The organism is Streptomyces sp. NRRL F-5122 (genome assembly GCF_001507435.1).
Taxonomy (GTDB): domain Bacteria; phylum Actinomycetota; class Actinomycetes; order Streptomycetales; family Streptomycetaceae; genus Streptomyces; species Streptomyces lannensis.
Genome location: NZ_LMWH01000116.1, coordinates 146,479 through 166,103, shown reverse-complemented (window position 1 = coordinate 166,103; position 19,625 = coordinate 146,479). Strand labels below are relative to the sequence as shown.

The following is a 19,625-nucleotide window of genomic DNA, read 5'->3' as shown; positions in this document are numbered from 1 at the left end:
ACAGGCCCCCGATCACCGTACGCCGCACAATCAGCAGTCATCGTCGGTGTACGCGGGCCCTCGTGGACCGGCCCGGCGCAGTTCCTCGACGGGGTCGTCGCCCATGCCCCTCAGAAGCAGTTTCCGGCTGGTCATCGCTTCCAGGTCGAGCTGGAGGGGCGACGGCGGCACGCCGAGCACCGGGCACGAGGCGTGGGTGAGACAGTACCGGGCGACCGGGGAGCGCCTTCGACGCAGCCCCCTTCGATGCCCTCCCCCCACGACCAGGCAGGTCGTCGTCCCGCCGGGCGATCTGGACGAGCGTGCGGCCCGCCGTCCCGGACATGGCCAGCCCCTCGACCTGCACGTCGTCGTCGGTGGCACCGAAGACGTCGTTCAGCGTGTCGGCAAGGAGCCGCATTTTTGCAGCGAGCAGTCCGACCAGCATCTCCAAGTCGCCGGTCTCACAAGCACGTTTGAACGCCGACACGACATCACGATGTCGTGAGCCACGCACGCTCCGCGGCTGCGATGCTCTGACACGGCGCCTTGCCGTCGAGGCGAGTTGACGGCATGCGGCCGGCGAGCGGCCCACGGTCTCGGCAATCTCGGTGAACGGCACTCCGAAGACGTCGTGCAGGATGAACACGACACGTTCTGCCGGGGTCACCGAGTCCAGGACCACCAGGACCCCCATGGTGACCGACTCGTCCAGACTGACCTGCTCCGCGGGATCCGTCCCCGGATCGGCGGGGCGCCCGGTGTCCCACGGCGCCCCGGGCAGGGGCTCGGGCAGCCACTCCCCCAGGTAACTCTCGCGTCGCACCCGCGCGGAGGACAGCTGGTCCAGACAGATCCTGCTGGCCACACGCACCAGCCAGGCCATCGGTGTCCTGATGCCGCGCCGGTCCTCTTCGGAGAGGGCGTACCAGCGCGTATAGGTCTCCTGGACCACGTCCTCGGCGTCGTACGACGACCCGAGCATCCGGAACGCAAGGTTGAGCAGGGCCCGGCGCTCGCCGAGCACGGCCGTCAGTGTTCGGCATGTCTCTACGACGGTGCGGCACCGGAAAACGTGAGGCCGGCCGGTCGGGGCCCGGCAACGGGCCCATGCGTCGCGCAGCGCGCGTTCCACCGTGACGCGGCCCTCCGGTCCCGGCGCGGGGAGCCGCGCTGTGTCCTCCGTCACCTCACATCCGCACCTTGCACACCGTCGTAACTCGCGACACTTCCCGCCCGTGAACCGCTGACGCGGTCCTGAGAGAAGAGCTCAAGGTGACGATCAGCAACACCAAGGACCCACACGAGTCGCCCCGAGGAGAGCGACTGGCCGACTGGGCGGACGCCCGGCTGGGCCTGTACTCCATCGCCAAGGCCAATATGCGCAAGATCTTCCCGGACCACTGGTCGTTCATGTTGGGCGAGGTCTGCCTGTGGAGCTTCGTCGTGCTGGTGCTGACGGGGGTCTACCTCACCTTCTTCTTCCATCCCTCGATGAACGAGGTCGTGTACCAGGGCGGCTACATCCCGCTCAACGGCATCCGCATGTCGGAAGCCTTCGCCTCCACACTCGACATCTCCTTCGACGTACGCGGCGGACTCCTCATCCGCCAGATGCATCACTGGGCAGCTCTCGTTTTCGTCGCCGGAATGTTCGTCCACATGATGCGCCACTTCTTCACGGGCTCCTTCCGCAAGCCCCGGGAAGTGAACTGGCTGTTCGGCTGGATCATGCTGGCCCTGGGCATGTTCGAGGGATTCGTCGGATACTCACTGCCGGACGACCTGCTGTCGGGCACCGGGCTCCGGTTCCTCGAGGGTGCCATCCTGTCGGTACCGATCGTCGGCACCTATCTCTCCATGTTCCTTTTCGGCGGTGAGTTCCCGGGCACGGAATTGGTTCCGCGCTTCTACTCGATCCATGTCCTGCTGTTTCCAGCCGTCTTCGCCGCGCTGATCGTCGCGCACCTGATCCTGATCGTCTATCACAAGCACACCCAGTGGGCGGCGCCCGGCAGGACGAATCGCAACGTCGTGGGCATGCCGCTGCTGCCCGTCTATGCGGCAAAGGCAGGCGGGTTCTTCTTCATGGTCGCCGGGACACTGGCCGCCATCGCCTCCATCGCCTCCATCAACCCTGTGTGGAGCTATGGCCCGTACCGCCCCGATCAGGTCTCGACCGGAGCCCAGCCGGACTGGTACATGGGATTCGCCGAAGGTCTCATCCGCATCATGCCGGGGTGGGAGATCGATATGGCAGGGCATACCCTCGCTCTCGGTGTGCTCATACCCCTGATCGTGTTTCCGGTGGTTCTGCTGCTCATCGGTGTGTACCCCTTCCTCGAGGCGTGGATCACCGGGGACAAGCGCGAGCATCATCTGCTCGACAGGCCGAGGAACCGGCCCGTGCGCACCGGGCTCGGCGTCGCCTGGATGAGCCTCTATTTCTGTCTGCTCGTCGGGGGCGGGAACGACATTTTCGCCACGCACTTCCATCTGTCCATCAATGCCGTCACCTGGGTCATCCGCATCGCGCTTCTTGTCGTCCCCGCGGCCTCGTTCGCGATCACCAAGCGCGTGTGCCTCGGTCTGCAGTACCGCGACAGGGAAAAGCTGCTGCACGGCTCGGAAACGGGTGTCGTCCGCCGTCTGCCGCACGGCGAGTACGTGGAACTGCACAAGCCGCTTGATGCCGCACGGCGACATGTCCTGACGTCCCATGAGCAGTACCTGCCCTTGACACCCGGGCCGCAAGAAGACACGCGCGCGCGTTCTCGCCTCCAGCGGGCAAGGGTGCGCCTGTCGCGCGGCTTCTACGGGCCTTCGGCGCAGGTGGTCGAGCCGACCGACGAAGAGATGCGCCGCAGCATCGAGCGGTGACCGCCTACCGTTACGACGGTGCCGTGTCCTGGGGGGTGCCGCGGCGCTCATGACGTGTGGGATCGGCCTCGGGGCGGGACGCGAAGGGCGTACCTTCCGGAGTGATCGACTGTTGGTCACCGAGAGGGCCCGTGTTGCGGCGCGGGCCGGGAAGGCACCGTGATGACCCTGCTGCCACCGTCCCGAACGGCCCCCGAACTACTCGGACGCGCCGAGGAGTCGACCGCATGAGCCGGCCGTCGCACGGCACACTGCATCACGTCGAACTGTGGGTGCCGGACCTCCCCCGCGCGCTCGCTTCGTTCGGCTGGCTGCTCCAGGCGCTGGGGTACTCCGTCCACCAGGACTGGGACGGCGGCCGCAGTTGGCGGCTCGGCCCGACCTACCTGGTCGTCGAGCGGTCGCCGGATCTCACCGCCGAACGGCACGATCGCTGCCGGGCGGGACTGAACCACCTGGCCTTCCACGTCGAGGACGCCACCGCGGTCGAGAAACTGGTGGCCGACTCCGCCGAGCACGGCTGGCATCTGATGTTCCCCGAGCGGCATCCGTACGCCGGCGGCGGACAGCACTACGCCGCCTACCTGGAGAACGACGACGGCTTCGAGGTCGAACTCGTCGCGATCGACCCGCCCGAACAAGGCCGGGACCGACCGGCGCACAGTTCTTGACGATCACTCGCGGCGCTCACGCACCCGGACCGCGCCGCGAGCGTGTGCCGGCGTTCAGCCGTTCTCACGCCGCCGGATGGTCACATACTCACTGGCGTCTCCGTCGTGCAGCCGCCGCAGCAGGGAGCCGCCGATGCGGACTGCCTGTGTCTTCGCCAACTCGGCCTTCTCCCCGAGGAACAGCGAGTCCACGGTCGCTTGCCAGATACCGAGCCACCTCGCGAAGTGCTGCTGCTCGAGGGCGACCGAACGGTTCAGGGCCATGTGCGGCTGCAGTGCGTTCCCGTGGTACTTGCCCGCCCTGAAGAGCACCGATTCCCAGAAGTCGCACATCACCGGCATGTGCGCCTCCAGATCCATGTGCGCCACGTCCGTGAAGACGGGGCCGATCAGCGGGTCCGCGAAGGCCGCCCGATAGAAGCCGCGCACGAGATCCTCCACGTCCGTCCTGCCGGACAGATCCCGGAGCCGTGACCGGTCCGTACCGGTGGCCGCAGAGCCCGGCAAGGTCGCGGGCCCACTCGGCGTGGCAGGGCTGCGGTCAGTGGAAACGGCCTTCACACGCCTCTCCCTTCCCAATTGCGCCAGGGGGCCGACACGCCCCACGTCGCTGAGGTGTGGCACCACGGATACCAGCACTTTCATTTCGGGAGAGGGGCGCAGACAACGCCCGGGCCACGTCGCTGGGCTGGCGCCCGATCCACCCGAGCTGGCGGTCCGGATTCCGGACGGCCCGCGCATGAACGCCGGTCATGTCGCCCATATCTGACGGGGGTTCGCACGGCGGTGACGGCGCTCCCACGCCCCGTCCCCGTCCAGTGCGGCGACAGCCCGGAGAACAAGAGCAGAACCCTGACGAGAAAGCGGAATCCTCATGATCACTGAACTCCTGGCACAGGTGCCCCCCTTCGTCCCCGACCACCCGCACGCCATGACGGTCGTCGTCGATGTTCCGCCCGGCGACGCCGGAACACCGCCGCACCGTCACTCCGGACCCGCCTTCGGTTACGTGCTCGAGGGCGAGCTCGTCTTCGAACTCGAGGGCGAGCCCGAACGCGTCATCACCGCGGGCGAGGCCTTCTGGGAACCGGGCGGCGACGTCATTCACTACCAGGCCGCCAACAACAGGGACGATGTGCCCGTACGGTTCCTGGCGGTGATGCTGTGCGCGGAAGGCCAACCCATGCTCACCCTGGTCGAGCCCGAGGAACTCGAGGCGCGAGGCCATCGGCGTGCGAAGCGGCCGGCCGACGCCCGGTTCTGAGCGTCCGGTCAGCGATCTGCGCCCTCCGCGGGCGCGTAGTCGAACCAGTCGAAGGCCACGGTGCCCTCCGTGGCGTACATACCGATCACCCGGCCGGTGAAGCCGGTGGCCACCTGGGTGGAGAGATAGCGGCCGTCGAGTTCGACCAGGCGGACCGGGGTACCGCCGCCGAGCGAGAAGGTGATGGTGTCCGGTCCGCCCGCTCTGACGCCCAGCCCCTGCGGGCCGTCGGCGATCACGGTGGGCGGCAGCACATCGGTCGTGCGGATGTCCACGGTCAGCGTCACCTCGCCGGACGGCACCGGGTGTCGCGCCAGGCACTGCCGCACCGGCCCGATACGGGCCAGCACGCTCACGGTGCCGGCGCCGACCTCGATGTCGTAGTGATGGGCCTCGTCCATACGGACGGACAGTCCGCCCCGGCCCGTGCCGGGGTCCACGCGGACGGCCACCCGGCAGTCGTGGTGCTGCTGCCGCCGGCCGACGAAGGTGTGCCCCGGGCGGTCGAGGGTGTCCCCGGTGGCCGTGAGGGTCAGCCGTCCTGGCCGCTCCTTCAGCGACCAGGAGCCGTCCGGTCTGCGACGCGGCGAGATCCAGTGCGGCGCCAGGTCCGCGGTGTCGAAGTCGTCCCGTACCGGCGGTGGTTCGACGGGATGCCAGGCCGTGGGAGCCGGGTGCCGCTTCCGCACCGGTCCGACCCGGGGCCAGCCGTCCACCCACTCCACGGGGGTCAGAAAGGTCTCGCGGCCCAGGACATGGAACTCCGGGAAGTACCCCACGGGGACGAGTGGCCAGCAGCAGCATCCACCAGGTGCCGTCCGGCGCGGACACGAGGTCGGCGTGACCGGTGCTCTGGATCGGCAGGTCGGTGCTGCGATGCGAGAGGATCGGATTGGCCGGGGCGGGTTCGTAGGGGCCACGCGGAGAGCGGGCCCGGGCGATCGACACGCTGTGCCCGTGGGCGGTGCCTCCCTCGGCCACCATCAGGTACCACCACGCACCGACGCGGTACAGATGGGGCGCCTCGGGATGCTGCATTCCCGTACCGGACCAGACAGGGAGCGGACCCTCCAGCACCGCGCCGGTCTCCGGGTCGATCCGGGCCACCCGGACACCGGAGACCGCGCACCAGCACGAGCCGTCGTCGTCCCAGGCGAGGTCGGGGTCGATGCCCTCCAGCGCGATCGGGACCGGGTCCGACCACGGGCCTTCCGGACGGTCGCTACTGACCAGGAAGTTGCCCATGCCGCCGACGTCCGTGGTGATCACATGGAAACGGCCGTCGTGGTGCCGGATCGTGGGTGCGTAGATGCCGCCCGAGGCGGGCGTCCTGTCCGGCGCGTACCACTGCCCCGGCCGGTCCAGGACATTGCCGATCTGCCGCCAGTGGACGAGGTCGCGGCTGTGGAACAGGGGAATGCCGGGAAAGTACTCGAAGCTGGAGCACACGGCGTAGTAGTCCTCGCCGACCCGGCACACGCTGGGGTCGGGATGGAACCCGCCTATCACGGGGTTGGCGTACGTCCGCATGGTGTTCGGCACTTCCCTCCGGCGCAGGATTCCGAAAGTTTCGCACCGATGAGCGAACCTTCCGAAGCCGCACTGTAGGTCTCGGCCGCGGACCCGGGCAAGGCACGGCGTGCACCGGTCCGTCGGGTGCCGATACGGATTCCGGGGTCGGTCGACGGTCTGCCGCTCCGCGGGCGGAGGGCCCGCCGCCGGAGCCGGACCCCGGGCAGGATCCGCGCAGCCGGCGGCCGGCCCTCCGGCGGGCCGGCCGCGGACAGCCGGTGACTACTCGCCCTCGTACGCCTTCCTGAGCGCGGCGATGTCGAGCTTGCCCATGGAGAGCATCGCCCGGGTGGTGCGGGCGGCCTTCTCCGGGTCCGGGTCGCCGGTCATCTCGATGAGCCCGTCCGGGATGACCTGCCATGACACGCCGTACTTGTCCTTGAGCCAGCCGCACGGCCCGGGCCGGCCACCGCCCTCGGTGAGTTTGGCCCAGTAGTAGTCGACCTCCTCCTGGTTCTCGCAATAGATCTGGAAGGAGATCGCCTCGCTGAACGTGAACTGCGGGCCGCCGTTGAGCGCGACGAACCTGTGGCCGTTGGCCACGAATTCGGCGGCGATCACCGAGCCCGCCGGACCCGGTCCGGCCTCGGTGTAGCGGCCGATCCGTCCGATGCTCGAGTTCTTGAAGATCGAGACATAGTGGTGCGCCGCCTCTTCGGCCTGGCCGTCGAACCAGAGGCAGGTGGTGAATCCATCGGTGGCCATGAGTTCCTCCTGGAGCATGATGCGGTCATCCGTATCGACCCGCCCCGGCACCGGAACTCATCGGCCGGACGCGAATCGATCCGGATGGCACGCGAACCGCGCCGAACTAGCATCCCCACCATGACGTCCTCGTCCCGGAGCATCAGGCCCTTCCGTCTCGCGATCGCGCAGAGCGAACTCGACGATCTGCACGACCGCCTCGACCGGACCCGCTGGCCCGAGGAACTGCCTGGGGTGGGCTGGGCGTACGGCGTCCCCCTCGGCTATCTGCGAGAACTCGTACGGTACTGGCGCCACGACTACGACTGGCGTGCCGCGGAGGCGCGGCTGAACGAGTGGCCGCAGTTCACGACGGAGATCGACGGGGCGACCGTCCACTTCGCCCACATCCGCTCGCCCGAACGTGACGCCACCCCGCTGATCGTCACCCATGGCTGGCCGGGCTCGATCGTCGAGTTCCTCGACATCGTCGGACCGCTCACCGACCCGGCTGCGCACGGTGGGGACCCCGCGGACGCGTTCCACGTCGTGGTGCCGGGCATTCCGGGGTTCGGACTGTCCGGGCCCACCCGGGACACCGGCTGGGAGGCGGGCCGGGTCGCCGACGCATGGGTGGAACTGATGGAGCGTCTCGGCTACCGGCGCTTCGGCACGCAGGGCGGAGACTGGGGCGCGGCGATCTCCCGTGAGCTGGGCCGCGCCCACCCCGACCGGGTGATCGGCGTCCATCTGAACCTGCTGCCTGGCGCACAGCAGCTCACCGAGCCGTCCCCCGAGGAACTGTCCGCTCTGGACGCCGAGGGACGGGAGCGCACGCTCACCTCGTGGCGGCGCTGGTCGCAGTGGGAGCGGGAGGGGACGGGATACGCGGTCCTGCAGTCCACCCGGCCGCAGACCCTCGCCTACGCCCTCACCGACTCCCCCGTCGGCCAACTCGCCTGGATCGTGGAGAAGTTCAGGGAGTGGACGGACTCCGACGAACTGCCCGAGGATGCCGTCGACCGCGACCGGCTGCTCACCGACGTGATGCTGTACTGGCTGACCGGTACCGCTGGTTCCTCGGCCCGGATCTACTACGAGCGGGCGCACGCCTCGGGCCGGGCCGCCGCGCCGGCCGAGCCGTCGAGCGCGCCGACCGCCGTGGCCCTCTTCCCCGCCGAGTTGCAGGTCCCGCTTCGTCACCGCGCGGAGCGCACCGAGAACATCGTGCGCTGGACGGAGTTCGACCGGGGCGGGCATTTCGCCGCCATGGAGGAGCCCGATCTGCTGATCGACGACGTCCGGGCATTCTTCCGCCAGTTGCGCGAGAAGGGCTGAGCCGGCCCTCTGCCCAGGGCGAATCTGCGGCAGGCAGAGAAACCTCCTGCGGGCACCGCCGGCGATCGACAGTGGAGTCGACGGCTTCCGCGCCAAGACAAGGAGACGCGATGACTCCACCGACCACCCTCTCGCCCCGTGCGCAGGAGGGCGACACCCCACCCAGCCGCTTCGACGACCATCTCGCCGCGCAACTGCTCGCCCAGCGGATCGTCTTCCTGGGCACACAGGTCGACGAGGTCTCGGCCAACCGGGTGTGCGCCCAGCTTCTGCTGCTGTCGGCCGAGGACCCGCGCGCCGACATCAGCCTCTGCATCAACAGCCCCGGCGGGTCCGTCACGGCGGGGCTCGCCATCTACGACACCATGCGGCTCATCCCCAACGACGTGTCGACCCTGGTGATGGGGTTCGCCGCCAGCATGGGGCAGTTCCTGCTCACGGTCGGCGCCCGGGGCAAGCGGTTCGCGCTGCCGAACGCCCGGATCATGATGCACCAGCCGTCGGCCGGCATCGGGGGCACCACGGCCGACATCGAGATCCAGGCGGAGAATCTGCTGTACACCAAGAAGGCCATCGAACGGATCACCGCCGAGCACACCGGGCAGAGCGAGGAGACCATCGCCCGGGACGGCGACCGGGACCGCTGGTTCACCGCCGAGCAGGCCAGGGACTACGGAATGGTGGACCGGGTGGTGGAGTCGCTCGCCGATGTCCGCCCGGCCGCCGCACGCCGACGGATGGGGTTGTGACATGGGGTCGTACACGGTTCCCTACGTCGTCGAGCGGACCGCACAGGGCGAGCGTTCCTACGACGTCTTCAGCCGGTTGCTCAACGAGCGGATCATCTTCCTCGGCACCGAGATCGACGACGGTGTCGCCAACGTCGTCATCGCGCAACTCCTGCATCTGGAGTCGTCGAACCCGGAGCACGAGATCTCGATCTACATCAACTCGCCCGGCGGATCGTTCACTTCACTGATGGCGATCTACGACACGATGACGTTCGTGCAGGCCCCGATCTCCACGTTCTGCGTGGGTCAGGCCGCCTCCACGGCCGCGGTCCTGCTGGCCGGCGGCGATCCCGGGCGGCGGTTCGTGCTTCAGCACGCCCGGGTGCTGCTGGGACAGCCGGCCAGCGGCGGGCAGCAGGGCACGGTCTCGGACCTCAGCCTCCAGGCCAAGGAGATGGTCCGTATCCGCGCCCAGGTGGAGGAGGTTCTCTCCCACCACACCCATCACGATGCGACGACCCTGCGCTCCGACATGGACCGGGAAAAGGTGTTCACCGCGCAGGAGGCCGTCGCGTACGGACTCGCCGACGAGGTGCTCAGCCGCCGGCTCGCGTTCGTCTGACGAGGACCGGGGCCCCGTACGTCCCCGAGCCGGTCAGGCGGCGAGGCACAGCCCGTCGTACTTCGCCGTCGGAGACGTACGGCTCCGGCCGGTACGCGACAGGGTGTGCCGCGCCAACTCGCCCTGGGCGAGCGAGAGCAGATCGGAAAGGCCGAGGCCGAGCGCCTGGGCGGCGGCCGCGAGGACCTCGGAAGAGGCCTCCTTGCGGCCCCGCTCGAGCTCGGACAGGTACGGCATGGAGATCCTGGCCGACTCCGCGACGTCCTTGAGCGTGCGTTCCTGCGCGAGCCGCTCGCGCCGCAGCACGTCACCTACGAGGTCGCGCCACAACGGCTCCCTCGGAGCCGGGGGACGCGGCGCCCGCTCCTGCGGCTGCGCGGGCCGGACCGGGCCGTCGGCACGGGGCGGAGCGGTCTGCGGACGCAGGGGGATGACGCGGGCTTCGTTCGGCGCTCGATTGTTCACACCTTCAGCCTAGGCATCCGGGGCGGCACCGGAAGGGTGCGGCATTCCGCCCTGGGTGAATCCCGCGCCGTGGTGAGCGCCACCGCCGGGTCCGAACCGCGGCGCGGGGCGCCCCTACTGACCGACTCGCCCGTCGATCCGCTCCCGCAGAAAGTCGGCGTGGCCGTTGTGCCGGGCGTATTCCTCGATCATGTGGACGAGGACCGCTCGCAGGGCGATCGACTCGTCGCCCACCGTTCCGGTGACGTCGAGGCCCGGCGCCTCGGCGACGAAGCGCTCCGCGAAGGCGACTTCGGCGTGCCAGGTCCGCCAGGCCTCGGCGACGGCCTCGGGATCCGCCACCGCGCCGTTGAAGTCCGCGTCCTGGTCCTCCTCGGTGCGGTAGGGCCGCGGCGCGTCCTGACCTGCCAGCACCTGCCGGAACCAGCGGTGCTCCACGCCGGACATATGACGGACGAGGCCAAGCAGCGAGAGATCGGAGGGCGGCACCGAACGGCGGGCCATCGCCTCGGCGTCCAGCCCCGCGCACTTCATCTCCAGCGTCAGCCGCTGATCGCGCAGATAGCCCACGAGCGTGTCCCGTTCCCCCACGAAGCCACTGTCGCCACGCGGATCGTCGTCGGGCCGGACGAACATGTCCGACCACCCGAACTTCCGTTCCGCCCAAGGGGACGAGTCGTCTTCCGTTCCGGTGAGATCCGTCATGTCACGAGCATCGGCCGCGGTCCGCCGGCGCGCCACCCGTTTTCAGGACCGCGCCGCCCGTGCCGCGGTGACCCTCACCCTGCCGGAGTGACCGGCGCCACGAGGTTGCCGCGCATGTGCCCACATGGTTCCCGGAGTCCGGGGTACACGCGCACACACGACGCCTGGACAACGCCGAGAGGCCCAACAGTGAGTTTCGTGGGAGAGGTAATGGACACCGCCATGAGCTGGTCGACGGTCACCGACAGGACGGTCCGGACCAGGGTTGGTGAGGAGAGCCTGCCGACCGTCACGGACCCGAGGACGATCGCTCCTCGTGATGCACGGGAGCTGTCCCGTCAGTTCTTCCAGCGGCTGAGCGCGTTGGAGGAGGGCACCCACGAGCACCAGTACGCGCGCAACACGCTGATCGAGATGAACATGTCGCTGGTGCGCTTCGCGGCCGGACGGTTCCGCAACCGCGGCGACGACATGGAGGACATCGTCCAGGTCGGCATGATCGGCCTCATCAAGGCCATCGACCGGTTCGAGATCTCCCGCGAGGTGGAGTTCACCTCCTTCGCGGTGCCGTACATCGTCGGCGAGATCAAGCGGTTCTTCCGCGACACCACCTGGGCCGTCCATGTGCCGCGCCGGTTGCAGGAGTTGCGGGTGGAGCTGGCGAAGGCGCGCGAGGAGCTCGCGACCCGTCTGGACCGTGAGCCGACCGTCGCGGAACTGGCCGCGCTGATGAATCTGCCCGAGGACGAGGTGATCGAGGCGCAGATCGCGGCCAACGGCTACAACTCGTCCTCGCTGGACGCGACGCTGACCGGGGACGACCAGGACGGAGAGGCCGTGCTCGCCGACTTCATCGGCGAGGAGGACGACGGCATGGCCCTCGTGGAGGACTTCCACACCCTCGCCCCGCTGGTGGCGAAGCTCAGCGAGCGTGACCGGACGATCATCCACATGCGCTTCGTGGAGGAGGCCACGCAGGCCGACATCGGCGCCCGGCTCGGCTGTTCGCAGATGCATGTCTCGCGCCTGATCAAGCGCATCATCCAGCAGCTGCGCCGCGGGATGATGGACGACGTCAGGCGGGTCGACGCCACCTGACGGAGGGCAGGGCGCGACCGCACGACGCGGCCAGCGGACACGAGGCGTCCGCGGGCCGCGTCGTGCGGTCTCAGTCCCCTAGCCGCACCACGGCCGTGACCCGCTTGCCGACCGGGACCCGCTCACACGTCACCCGGGTGGCCAGGGCGTGGACGATCTCCAGCCCGTGCATGCCGATACGCCCGGGGTCCTTCGGATAACGCCGGGGCAGTGCGGCACTGCTGTCGTAGACGGCCACGGTCACATCGGTGTCGGTGCCCTCGAGCTCGAGGATGTACGGGCCGTGACTGTGCCGCTGCGCGTTGGTGACGAGTTCGCTCACCACCAGGAGCACATCGCCGGTGGTGCGCCCGTCGATGGAGGCGCACCACTCGGACCGGAGCTGCTCGAGGAACAGTTCACCGAAGGCCCTCGCCTCGGTGACGGACCCCGGTTCGCCGGTGTAGTGCGACGCTCTCCGCAGCGGCTCGACGGGCGTGTCGAAGTGTGTCGGTATCACCACTTCGTCCAGGTGCTCCCTCATACGGTCTCTCTCGAATGCCGGTCCTCGTCGTCACGGTGCCCCCGAGGGCACCGCACCAGTGCTCGTACCCAGTGACGCGTTCCCCAGTCACCGTGGTTGCCGGCCCCGCCGTCGCGAGTTCGACGGCCCCGTCCGCCGGGGGCATCTTCGCGTCGGTCCGGGGCATTCGCAGGGTACGACGCCCTGCCGTACGCCGTCAGGGCCGGGGTACCGGAGGTGGACCGTGAGCTGGTGGCTGTGGCCGGTCCTCGTGGTGGCGGTGGTGGTGCTGCTGGCCGGGCTGCTCCTGTGGGTGCAGGCGCGCCGGCGGGCGGGCACGGTGATCGCCGTCCAGCGGGGACAGGACTCCGGAAGGCGGGAAGCGCGGTGAACGAGTTGACGGGCGCGCGCGAGTTGTCCGGGCGCCCCGTGGTGACCTTGGGCGGGGACGTGGTCGCCCAGGTGAAGGACACGGTCTTCGACGGCCCGGCCGGTCAGGTGACCGGATTCACGCTCAGCGGCCGTGGCCTGCTGGCGGGTCCGCTGCGCAGGAGCCTGCCGTGGGCCTCCGTGCACGCACTGGGCCGGCACGCCGTGATGATCCGCGGTGCGGAGGTGCTCGCGGAGCGGTCGGCGGTGGTGGCGCGCAAGGAGGCGGCGCACGGCCGGCTCGTCGGTGCCAGGGTGCTGACGGACGAGGGCACGGAGATCGGTGTCGTGCTGGACGTCATGGTCGAGGCGGGGACAAGCGGACGAGTCGTGGGTTTCCGGCTCGACGCCCGTGAGTCGCTGGTCACAGGGTCGCGCAGACGCCGCCGCCAGGTGTTCGTGCCCCGTGGCGAGACGCTCGCCGTGTCCGGGCGGGCATTGGTGGTCCCCGCGGACGCCGTTCGGTTCGTCGCCGACGACCTCGCCGGATTCGCCGCCCGCGTCGCGGCGTTCCAGGCACGCGGCAAACCCGCGGCGGGCGGTGTCGAGAGGGGGCCACTGCCATGACGACGTACTCCCGTGTCCGGGGCCTGCCGGTGGTGACCCTGGGTGAGGCACAGGAGATCGGGACGCTCGCCTCACTCACCGTCGACGCGGCGGGCGGACGGATCACCCACATCCGGGTGACGGGGCGGCGCGGCCGCGCGCAGGGGGCGGTCGGCTGGAACGCCCTGCACGCGATCGGGACCGACGCCGTGCTCGTGGAGCCGGACGTCCTGCCGCAGGACGGGTCGCCCGGCCCGAGCCACGAGGCGCTCGGGGTCAGGGTGCTGTCCGAGGACGGCGACGACCGCGGGACGGTCCAGGACATCGTGTTCGACGCGTCCAGCGGCCGTATCGAGAAAGTCGTCACCACACTGGGCGAGGTGGCGGGCGATCGGCTCCTCGGGCTCGGGGACTACGCGCTCGTCGTGCGGGGCGACCTGACGGCCGCACCGGAGGGCTGAGCGGGGTCGAACGCCCCGGGTGGCGGGCCGGCCACCCGGCGGACGCGACCGGACCGCTCGGCAGGCGCGGCGTGGAAGGGCTGCTTACCGTGGCAGCGTGAGCGCCTCGACTCCGTCCCGGCAGGCCGACATCCACACCGCGAGCCCACCGGCCGTGCCGCACGGCTGGGGCCGGGCTCTCGCGACCGTGCTCGCCGGGCTCATCGCGATGATCGTGCCGGCCGCGCTCGGACTGTGGGCGGCTGGCCTCACCGGCGTTCCCGACAACGGCTTCCCCCGGGTGGTCGCGGCCACGTTGGTCGCCGCGGTCGGCGGTACCGTGAGGCTGGCGGGCGACGTCGGCGCCCTCGCCGACACCCAGGCGGAGCTGACGGTGATGCCGATGTCGGTGACGCTCGGCGGAGCGTTCGTGATCGCCGCCGGGTTTCTGCGCCCGCTGCGCCACCGGGCCGTGGCCGCGGCATCCGAGCTGGCGGGATGGGCGGCCCGGATCGCCGTGCTGTGGCTGCTGGCCCTGCTCGGACTCGCACGGGTGGCCCGCCAGACCTTCACGGCCCCGCCCGGCAACGGGTCCATCGGTGACATCGAAGACCTGCTCGGCGTCGAGCCGCAGGTCGGTTACCGGGCGGACCTGCCGCTGACCGTGCTCTTCGGGCTGCTGTGGCTGGCGGGGGTGCTCGTCCTCGCTCTGCTGGTCTCACGCAGCGCGCCGCTCCCGGCCCGGCTGCTGCGCCTTCAGGACCGGGTCCGTCCCGCCGCCTACGCCATGATGGGCCTGCTCCTCACATGTGTCGCAGTGGGCCTGGTGATCGGGCTGGTCGTGGCGGCGACGCGCGGGCATCCCGCCCGGACGTTCGCCCTGATCCTGCTGGGTCTGCCCAATGTGGTGTGGCCGGCCCTCACCCTCGGACTGGGCGCCACCTGGAACGGCCGGGTGGACGGACCGTTCGGGCTTCCCGTGCCGCATCTGCTCGACCAGGTCCTTCGCACACCGGACGTCTCGACGCTCGACCTCGGCACGCTCTCCGAGCACGACGGACGGGTGTGGTGGCTGGTGGCCGTCGCCGCGCTGCTGATCCTCACCGCCGCCTTCGTGATGGCGGCGCGGTCGCCGACTCGGGTCCGGCCATGGCGGAACTCCCTGCACATGGCCGCCGCGCTGGTACTCACCGTGCTGATGATCTGTCTGGTCTGCCGGGTGTCGGCCCACTACGGTCTGACCCTGCTGGGCATCGGTGACCTGGGAGGCGGACTGTCCGGCGTGCTGCTCCTCACGCCGCAGCTGTGGACCGCGCTGGGCCTGGCCGCGTTGTGGGGGCTGGTCACCGGATTCGTCGGCGGACTGCTCGCCTGGAGAGTGCGCCGACGGCGCGAGGCCGCCTAGCACCCGAAGGCCGCGGGACCGACCGGGGGTCAGGCGGCCGGGGTGGAGAGCGCCGGGACGAAGCGCTGCATGCGCAGCGCGTCCACGGATTCCGCGAGCAGTTCGTACTCCGTGGTGTCGTCGCTGACGGCGACACGCACCAGCCGTCCGGCGGCCAGCTCCTCGGCCGCCTCCTGCTGCCGGCCGTCGTCACCGCACCAGTCCCGCAGCACGCCCGGCACATCGGGCACGGTGTCGGCGACCGGGGCGAGGGAGTTCGGCGGGAAGAGCGGATCGTCGGGGTGCGGGTCGAGCCGCTCCGCGATCCAGCACGCCCGGTCCCGCATCCACCACAGCGCCAGGGCGAGAGTGGGCGCTCGATAGGTGCCCAACGGCACGCCGACGCGTCGGCCGCCGCAGATGCCGTATGCCGTGACATGGCACAGGAATTCGTCGTGCACGATCGTCCCCCAGTGCGGTACTCGGTGCCGGGTCGGGCCCGTGGTGCCTTGCATGCGCTCGCTTGTGCACGGGGGTGACCCGAGCGCGGCGCGCGACGGCGCGTTCCGGTCGTGGCCGGATCACCCTGTTACTCGAGTATCGTCACTCGTGACTCTCTGTCACCACGCCATTTCGGCCAGTCTCCTGGCATATTCACGCGAGCCCCATGGCCGAAACGATTCGGCAGAGGCCCGGGGCATCGCTTACCCCGGAGGTAATCGACGCCCTGGGGCGCGTCCGGGCATCGTTGCCGTACCGGCCCGAGGGGCACCGAGCCCCGGGATCCGGCTCCCGCCCGGCACCATGACCTCGATGGAGGCTGATCCGCCATGTCCGCAGACACCGACCGCCACGAAACCGCCGTCGCCCGCTACTTCGAGGCGTGGAACACGAACGACCCCCGGGCCCTGGCGAAGGCCGTCGCCGCCGCCTGGGCCGGCGACGGAAGCTACACCGATCCACTGGCCGACGTCAGCGGGCACGAGCAGATCGCCGCGGTGATCGCGGGGGCGCACGAGCAGTTCCCGGACTTCTCCTTCCGGCTCTCGGGCGCGGTGGACGGCCACCATGGCATCGCGCGCTTCGCCTGGGAACTGGTCAACGAAGCGGACGGGTCGGCCCCCGTCGCCGGCTTCGACGTGATCACCCTTGCCGACGACGGACGGATCTGCGCGGTCCTGGGCTTCCTCGACCGCGTCCCGGCAGGCACGGCCCCGAGCACGCGGTAGACCGCGTACCGGCAGGCGCGAACCCCGCCACGCGTTACACCGCGCGCCGGCAGGCCCGAACCCGAGCACCCCGTGGACCGCGTCCCGGCCGGGCACGAACCTCTGCACGCCGCGGGCGCGGTCCGCAGCACGCGGTCCGGGCCGGCCCGGAGGCCTCTGGCGGCCCGGACCGGCCGGCCGTCGCCGCTACGCGCCGTCGGCCTCCTTGCCGCCTTCGGCCTCGTCCGTCTTCCGGGCCTGTGCGGCCTTTTCGCCCTCGCCTCCCGGCTTGAGGCGCAGGACCAGATCGCCGTCCGCGACGTCCGCCAGGACCGTGTCACCCGGGTTGACCGTCCCGTCCAGCAGCATGTTGGACAACCGGTTGTCCAGCTCGGTCTGGATGGTGCGGCGCAGTGGACGGGCGCCGAACTCCGGCTGGTGGCCCCGTTCGGCAAGCCAGTCCTTGGCCGCCTCGGTGACCTCCAGTCGGACGTCCTGCGCGTGCAGCCGCCGCCGGGTGCCGTCCAGGAGCAGGTCGACGATCTGCACCAGGTCCTCGCGCACCAGCGAGTGGAAGACGATCACGTCGTCGATCCGGTTGATGAACTCGGGGCGGAAGTGCGCCTGGAGCTCGGCCATCAGATCGTCCCTGATCTCCTCGACGTCACCCTGGTGGTCCAGGATGTGCTTCGAGGCGATGTTGCTCGTCATGATGACGACGGTGTTGCGGAAGTCGACCGTGCGCCCCTGGGCGTCGGTGAGCCGCCCGTCGTCGAGAACCTGCAGCAGCAGGTTGAAGACGTCCGGATGGGCCTTCTCCACCTCGTCGAAGAGCACAACGCTGTAGGGCTTGCGGCGCACCGCCTCGGTGAGCTGGCCCGCCTCCTCGTAACCGACGTAACCGGGCGGGGAGCCGACCAGCCGGGAGACGGTGTGCTTCTCCTGGAACTCGCTCATGTCGAATCGGACCATGCGGTCGGGGTCGCCGAAGAGCAGCTCCGCTAGTGCCTTGGCGAGTTCCGTCTTGCCGACGCCGGTGGGGCCGAGGAAGAGGAAGCTGCCGGTGGGGCGGTTGGGGTCGCCCATCCCGGCCCGGCCCCGGCGTACGGCCTGGGCCACGGCGGTGACCGCCTGGTCCTGGCCGATGACCCGCTCGTGCAGCAGGTCCTCCAGCTTCATCAGCCGCTCGCGCTCGGTCTCCGTCAGCTGGGAGACCGGGATGCCGGTGCGTGCCGAGAGCACCTCGGCGATGTCGTCGACGGTGACCATGGAGGCCGTGGCCGCCCCGCCCTCGGCGATCTCCGACAGCTCCCGCTCCAACTCGGGTATCCGCCGCTTGACTTCACTCGCGCGCTCGAAGTCCTCCGCGCTGACCGCCTGGTCCTTCTCCCGGCGCAGTCGCTCGATACGGTCCTCCAGGTCCGCGACCTCCGTCGAGTCGACCACGGCGCGCAGCCCGACCCGGGCCCCGGCCTGGTCCATGAGGTCGATGGCCTTGTCGGGCAGGAACCGGTCGCTGATGTAGCGGTCGGACAGCGACGCCGCGGCGTCCAGCGCCTCGTCCGAGTAGCGGACCTGGTGGTGGGCCTCGTACGCGTCGCGCAGTCCGCGCAGGATCTCGATCGTCTCCTCGACACTGGGCTCGGGCACCATGACCGGCTGGAAGCGGCGCTCCAGCGCCGAGTCCTTCTCGATGTGCTTGCGGTACTCGTCGAGGGTCGTGGCGCCGACGACGCTGAGGTCGCCCCGTGCGAGGGCGGGCTTGAGGATGTTTCCGGCGTCCATCGACCCCTCGCCGGTTGCGCCCGCACCGACGACCTGGTGCAGTTCGTCGATGAAGAGGATGATCCCCTTCTTGGACGCCGAGACCTCGTCGATGACCTTCTTCAGCCGTTCCTCGAACTGACCGCGGTACTGCGCCCCCGCGACGAGCCCGGCCATGTCGAGCGAGACCACACGACGGTCCTTCAGCACCCTGGGCACCTCACCGCCGACGATGCGCTGCGCCAGGCCCTCGACGATCGCGGTCTTCCCGACGCCCGGATCGCCGATGAGCACCGGGTTGTTCTTCGTACGGCGGGAGAGGACCTCGACGGTCTGCTCGATCTCGGAGGACCGGCCGACCACAGGGTCGAGGCGGCCGCTGCGCGCCTCGTCGGTGAGGTCGCGCCCGTACTCGTCGAGTGTCGGGGTGTCGGGATGCCCGCCCGCCGCCTGCGCCTGACGTCCGGGAGCGCTCAGCGCCTCCGGGGAGGCGCCCTCCGACTGGAGGGTGCGGGCCAGCGGGGAGCGCGGATCGTCGAGGAGCGCGGCGAGGATGTGTTCCGGACCGATGTAGGAGGCGCCGGCCGCCTGGGAGCGGGCATGAGCGGCGAGCAGGGCGCGCTTGGCCGCGGGCGTGAGCGCGGGCTCGGCGGTGCCGGTCCCGGAGGGCAGCGAGTTCTGCAGGTCGGCGGCGAGCCGCTCGGGATCCACGCCCGCCTGCTCCAGCACCTGGCGCGCGGCCGGCACCTGGGTGGCGGCCCACAACAGGTGTACGGCATCCAGGTCGGAGCCGTCCTCGGCGGCCCGCGCGCCGGCGGCGGCGAGGAGCTCGTTGGACGAGTCGCTGAGCAGGCGTCCGATGGGTACGCGCTGCACGGCCGGCGGCGAGGTGGCCGGGCTCATACCGAAGAAGCGATTGAAGAGATCGGAAAACGGGTCGCCTGACCCGAAGGGCGAGATCGTCACGATTGCCACCCGTCCGGCGGCGACACACGGCCGCGTATCGCCCGCCGTAGTCGAATTGCCCGTACCTGCCCAGTGTTCGCCAGGTTCTGACGCATCACAACCGCAGCACAACAGGGTCAATCCGGGTGATTGCGGCGGGATCGTACGGGTACTCGTCCACCGGTCTCCTGCGTCCGGCCGACCGAGTGGTTCCCGCGTCCCCGCCGCAACGCGAGTTCTCGGTGCACATGGACGGGCCGGGGTCCGCGGAACGACGGACGTGGACCGCTCGACGTCCACGGAACGGCTCACGCGCACCTGGTCCGCGGCCCGTTCAGGACCCTTGGCGACGGCTCCCGGAGACCGCCGGTCCGTGCCGCCCGGACTCGGTGATCCGG

The 19,625-nt window shown here is 70.2% G+C and carries 20 protein-coding genes and 1 pseudogene; 12 read left to right on the top strand and 9 right to left on the bottom strand.

Features of this window, described 5'->3' with window-relative positions; all coding sequences use genetic code 11:
- Positions 1–37 precede the first annotated feature (37 nt).
- Positions 38–1,006, bottom strand: a complete 969-nt coding sequence (locus ADL25_RS50465; protein WP_059127998.1) for a sigma-70 family RNA polymerase sigma factor — start codon at positions 1,004–1,006, stop codon at positions 38–40.
- 353 nt (positions 1,007–1,359) lie between these two features.
- Between ADL25_RS50465 and ADL25_RS13825 the strand changes: the two genes are divergently transcribed.
- Both ADL25_RS13825 and ADL25_RS13820 read left to right on the top strand, forming a co-directional pair.
- Positions 1,360–2,859 (top strand): cytochrome b, encoded by a 1,500-nt coding sequence (locus ADL25_RS13825; protein WP_107116602.1) that lies wholly within the window; start codon positions 1,360–1,362, stop codon positions 2,857–2,859.
- A gap of 227 nt (positions 2,860–3,086) precedes the next feature.
- Positions 3,087–3,530 carry a VOC family protein gene (locus ADL25_RS13820; RefSeq protein ID WP_059127996.1) on the top strand — a complete coding sequence of 148 codons (444 nt, stop codon included), beginning with the start codon at positions 3,087–3,089 and terminating at the stop codon, positions 3,528–3,530.
- A gap of 54 nt (positions 3,531–3,584) precedes the next feature.
- Here ADL25_RS13820 and ADL25_RS13815 read toward each other — a convergent pair whose 3' ends face one another.
- The gene (locus ADL25_RS13815) at positions 3,585–3,971 is read right to left on the bottom strand and encodes a group III truncated hemoglobin (protein WP_234380896.1); all 387 of its coding nucleotides are present in this window, start codon (positions 3,969–3,971) and stop codon (positions 3,585–3,587) included.
- A 433-nt stretch (positions 3,972–4,404) separates the two neighbouring features.
- Here ADL25_RS13815 and ADL25_RS13810 point away from each other — a divergent pair, with 433 nt between their 5' ends.
- Complete coding sequence (locus ADL25_RS13810; protein WP_059127994.1) at positions 4,405–4,794, top strand: cupin domain-containing protein; 390 nt, start codon at positions 4,405–4,407, stop codon at positions 4,792–4,794.
- Between the two features lie 8 nt (positions 4,795–4,802).
- On the opposite strand, the pseudogene ADL25_RS13805 reads toward ADL25_RS13810, so the two are convergent.
- Positions 4,803–6,324: pseudogene (locus ADL25_RS13805) on the bottom strand (glycoside hydrolase family 43 protein).
- A gap of 264 nt (positions 6,325–6,588) precedes the next feature.
- The gene (locus ADL25_RS13800; RefSeq protein ID WP_059128189.1) at positions 6,589–7,071 is read right to left on the bottom strand and encodes a VOC family protein; all 483 of its coding nucleotides are present in this window, start codon (positions 7,069–7,071) and stop codon (positions 6,589–6,591) included.
- A 120-nt stretch (positions 7,072–7,191) separates the two neighbouring features.
- Between ADL25_RS13800 and ADL25_RS13795 the strand changes: the two genes are divergently transcribed.
- The 3 genes from ADL25_RS13795 (at position 7,192) to ADL25_RS13785 (ending at position 9,741) form a co-directional block, all read left to right on the top strand.
- Positions 7,192–8,388, top strand: a complete 1,197-nt coding sequence (locus ADL25_RS13795; protein ID WP_059127993.1) for an epoxide hydrolase family protein — start codon at positions 7,192–7,194, stop codon at positions 8,386–8,388.
- A 110-nt stretch (positions 8,389–8,498) separates the two neighbouring features.
- Positions 8,499–9,137, top strand: coding sequence for a ClpP family protease (locus ADL25_RS13790; RefSeq protein WP_059127992.1), 639 nt, complete (start codon positions 8,499–8,501; stop codon positions 9,135–9,137).
- A 1-nt stretch (position 9,138) separates the two neighbouring features.
- Positions 9,139–9,741 (top strand): ClpP family protease, encoded by a 603-nt coding sequence (locus tag ADL25_RS13785; RefSeq protein WP_059127991.1) that lies wholly within the window; start codon positions 9,139–9,141, stop codon positions 9,739–9,741.
- A gap of 33 nt (positions 9,742–9,774) precedes the next feature.
- Here ADL25_RS13785 and ADL25_RS13780 read toward each other — a convergent pair whose 3' ends face one another.
- Positions 9,775–10,206, bottom strand: coding sequence for a helix-turn-helix domain-containing protein (locus ADL25_RS13780; RefSeq protein ID WP_059127990.1), 432 nt, complete (start codon positions 10,204–10,206; stop codon positions 9,775–9,777).
- Between the two features lie 114 nt (positions 10,207–10,320).
- Entirely contained in the window at positions 10,321–10,842 is a 522-nt protein-coding gene (locus ADL25_RS13775) for a DinB family protein (RefSeq protein ID WP_107116601.1), read from the bottom strand.
- Positions 10,843–11,121: 279 nt separating this feature from the next.
- On the opposite strand from ADL25_RS13775, the gene ADL25_RS13770 reads away from it, so the two are divergent.
- Positions 11,122–12,009, top strand: coding sequence for an RNA polymerase sigma factor SigF (locus ADL25_RS13770; RefSeq protein ID WP_059127988.1), 888 nt, complete (start codon positions 11,122–11,124; stop codon positions 12,007–12,009).
- A gap of 70 nt (positions 12,010–12,079) precedes the next feature.
- Here the strand turns inward: ADL25_RS13770 and ADL25_RS13765 are convergent, their stop codons facing one another.
- Positions 12,080–12,532, bottom strand: a complete 453-nt coding sequence (locus tag ADL25_RS13765) for an ATP-binding protein (RefSeq protein WP_059127987.1) — start codon at positions 12,530–12,532, stop codon at positions 12,080–12,082.
- Between the two features lie 223 nt (positions 12,533–12,755).
- On the opposite strand from ADL25_RS13765, the gene ADL25_RS49735 reads away from it, so the two are divergent.
- The 4 genes from ADL25_RS49735 (at position 12,756) to ADL25_RS13750 (ending at position 15,331) form a co-directional block, all read left to right on the top strand.
- Entirely contained in the window at positions 12,756–12,902 is a 147-nt protein-coding gene (locus ADL25_RS49735; RefSeq protein ID WP_181923227.1) for a hypothetical protein, read from the top strand.
- Positions 12,899–13,507: a PRC-barrel domain-containing protein gene (locus ADL25_RS13760; RefSeq protein ID WP_059127986.1), complete on the top strand. Its 609-nt coding sequence runs from the start codon at positions 12,899–12,901 to the stop codon at positions 13,505–13,507. Before ADL25_RS49735 ends, ADL25_RS13760 begins: the two co-directional genes overlap by 4 nt.
- Positions 13,504–13,947, top strand: a complete 444-nt coding sequence (locus ADL25_RS13755) for a PRC-barrel domain-containing protein (RefSeq protein ID WP_059127985.1) — start codon at positions 13,504–13,506, stop codon at positions 13,945–13,947. The genes ADL25_RS13760 and ADL25_RS13755 overlap by 4 nt, the downstream gene beginning before the upstream one ends.
- Before the next feature lie 97 nt (positions 13,948–14,044).
- Positions 14,045–15,331, top strand: coding sequence for a streptophobe family protein (locus ADL25_RS13750; RefSeq protein WP_059127984.1), 1,287 nt, complete (start codon positions 14,045–14,047; stop codon positions 15,329–15,331).
- Positions 15,332–15,360: 29 nt separating this feature from the next.
- Here ADL25_RS13750 and ADL25_RS13745 read toward each other — a convergent pair whose 3' ends face one another.
- A complete protein-coding gene (locus ADL25_RS13745) occupies positions 15,361–15,771 on the bottom strand; it encodes a hypothetical protein (RefSeq protein WP_059128188.1) in 411 nt (136 codons plus the stop codon).
- A 369-nt stretch (positions 15,772–16,140) separates the two neighbouring features.
- On the opposite strand from ADL25_RS13745, the gene ADL25_RS13740 reads away from it, so the two are divergent.
- Positions 16,141–16,539 carry a nuclear transport factor 2 family protein gene (locus ADL25_RS13740; RefSeq protein ID WP_059127983.1) on the top strand — a complete coding sequence of 133 codons (399 nt, stop codon included), beginning with the start codon at positions 16,141–16,143 and terminating at the stop codon, positions 16,537–16,539.
- A 186-nt stretch (positions 16,540–16,725) separates the two neighbouring features.
- On the opposite strand, the gene ADL25_RS13735 is transcribed toward ADL25_RS13740, so the two are convergent.
- Positions 16,726–19,248: an ATP-dependent Clp protease ATP-binding subunit gene (locus ADL25_RS13735; protein WP_199839151.1), complete on the bottom strand. Its 2,523-nt coding sequence runs from the start codon at positions 19,246–19,248 to the stop codon at positions 16,726–16,728.
- Between the last annotated feature and the right edge of the window lie 377 nt (positions 19,249–19,625).

Excerpts from the sequence above, each read along its gene's own strand:
- ADL25_RS13825 (WP_107116602.1), top strand. The coding sequence starts at position 1,360 with ATGCGCAAGATCTTCCCGGACCACTGGTCGTTCATGTTGGGCGAGGTC.
- ADL25_RS13820 (WP_059127996.1), top strand. The coding sequence starts at position 3,087 with ATGAGCCGGCCGTCGCACGGCACACTGCATCACGTCGAACTGTGGGTG.
- ADL25_RS13810 (WP_059127994.1), top strand. The coding sequence starts at position 4,405 with ATGATCACTGAACTCCTGGCACAGGTGCCCCCCTTCGTCCCCGACCAC.
- ADL25_RS13800 (WP_059128189.1), bottom strand. The coding sequence starts at position 7,071 with ATGGCCACCGATGGATTCACCACCTGCCTCTGGTTCGACGGCCAGGCC.
- ADL25_RS13795 (WP_059127993.1), top strand. The coding sequence starts at position 7,192 with ATGACGTCCTCGTCCCGGAGCATCAGGCCCTTCCGTCTCGCGATCGCG.
- ADL25_RS13790 (WP_059127992.1), top strand. The coding sequence starts at position 8,499 with ATGACTCCACCGACCACCCTCTCGCCCCGTGCGCAGGAGGGCGACACC.
- ADL25_RS13785 (WP_059127991.1), top strand. The coding sequence starts at position 9,139 with ATGGGGTCGTACACGGTTCCCTACGTCGTCGAGCGGACCGCACAGGGC.
- ADL25_RS13775 (WP_107116601.1), bottom strand. The coding sequence starts at position 10,842 with ATGTTCGTCCGGCCCGACGACGATCCGCGTGGCGACAGTGGCTTCGTG.
- ADL25_RS13770 (WP_059127988.1), top strand. The coding sequence starts at position 11,122 with ATGGACACCGCCATGAGCTGGTCGACGGTCACCGACAGGACGGTCCGG.
- ADL25_RS13765 (WP_059127987.1), bottom strand. The coding sequence starts at position 12,532 with ATGAGGGAGCACCTGGACGAAGTGGTGATACCGACACACTTCGACACG.
- ADL25_RS13755 (WP_059127985.1), top strand. The coding sequence starts at position 13,504 with ATGACGACGTACTCCCGTGTCCGGGGCCTGCCGGTGGTGACCCTGGGT.
- ADL25_RS13740 (WP_059127983.1), top strand. The coding sequence starts at position 16,141 with ATGTCCGCAGACACCGACCGCCACGAAACCGCCGTCGCCCGCTACTTC.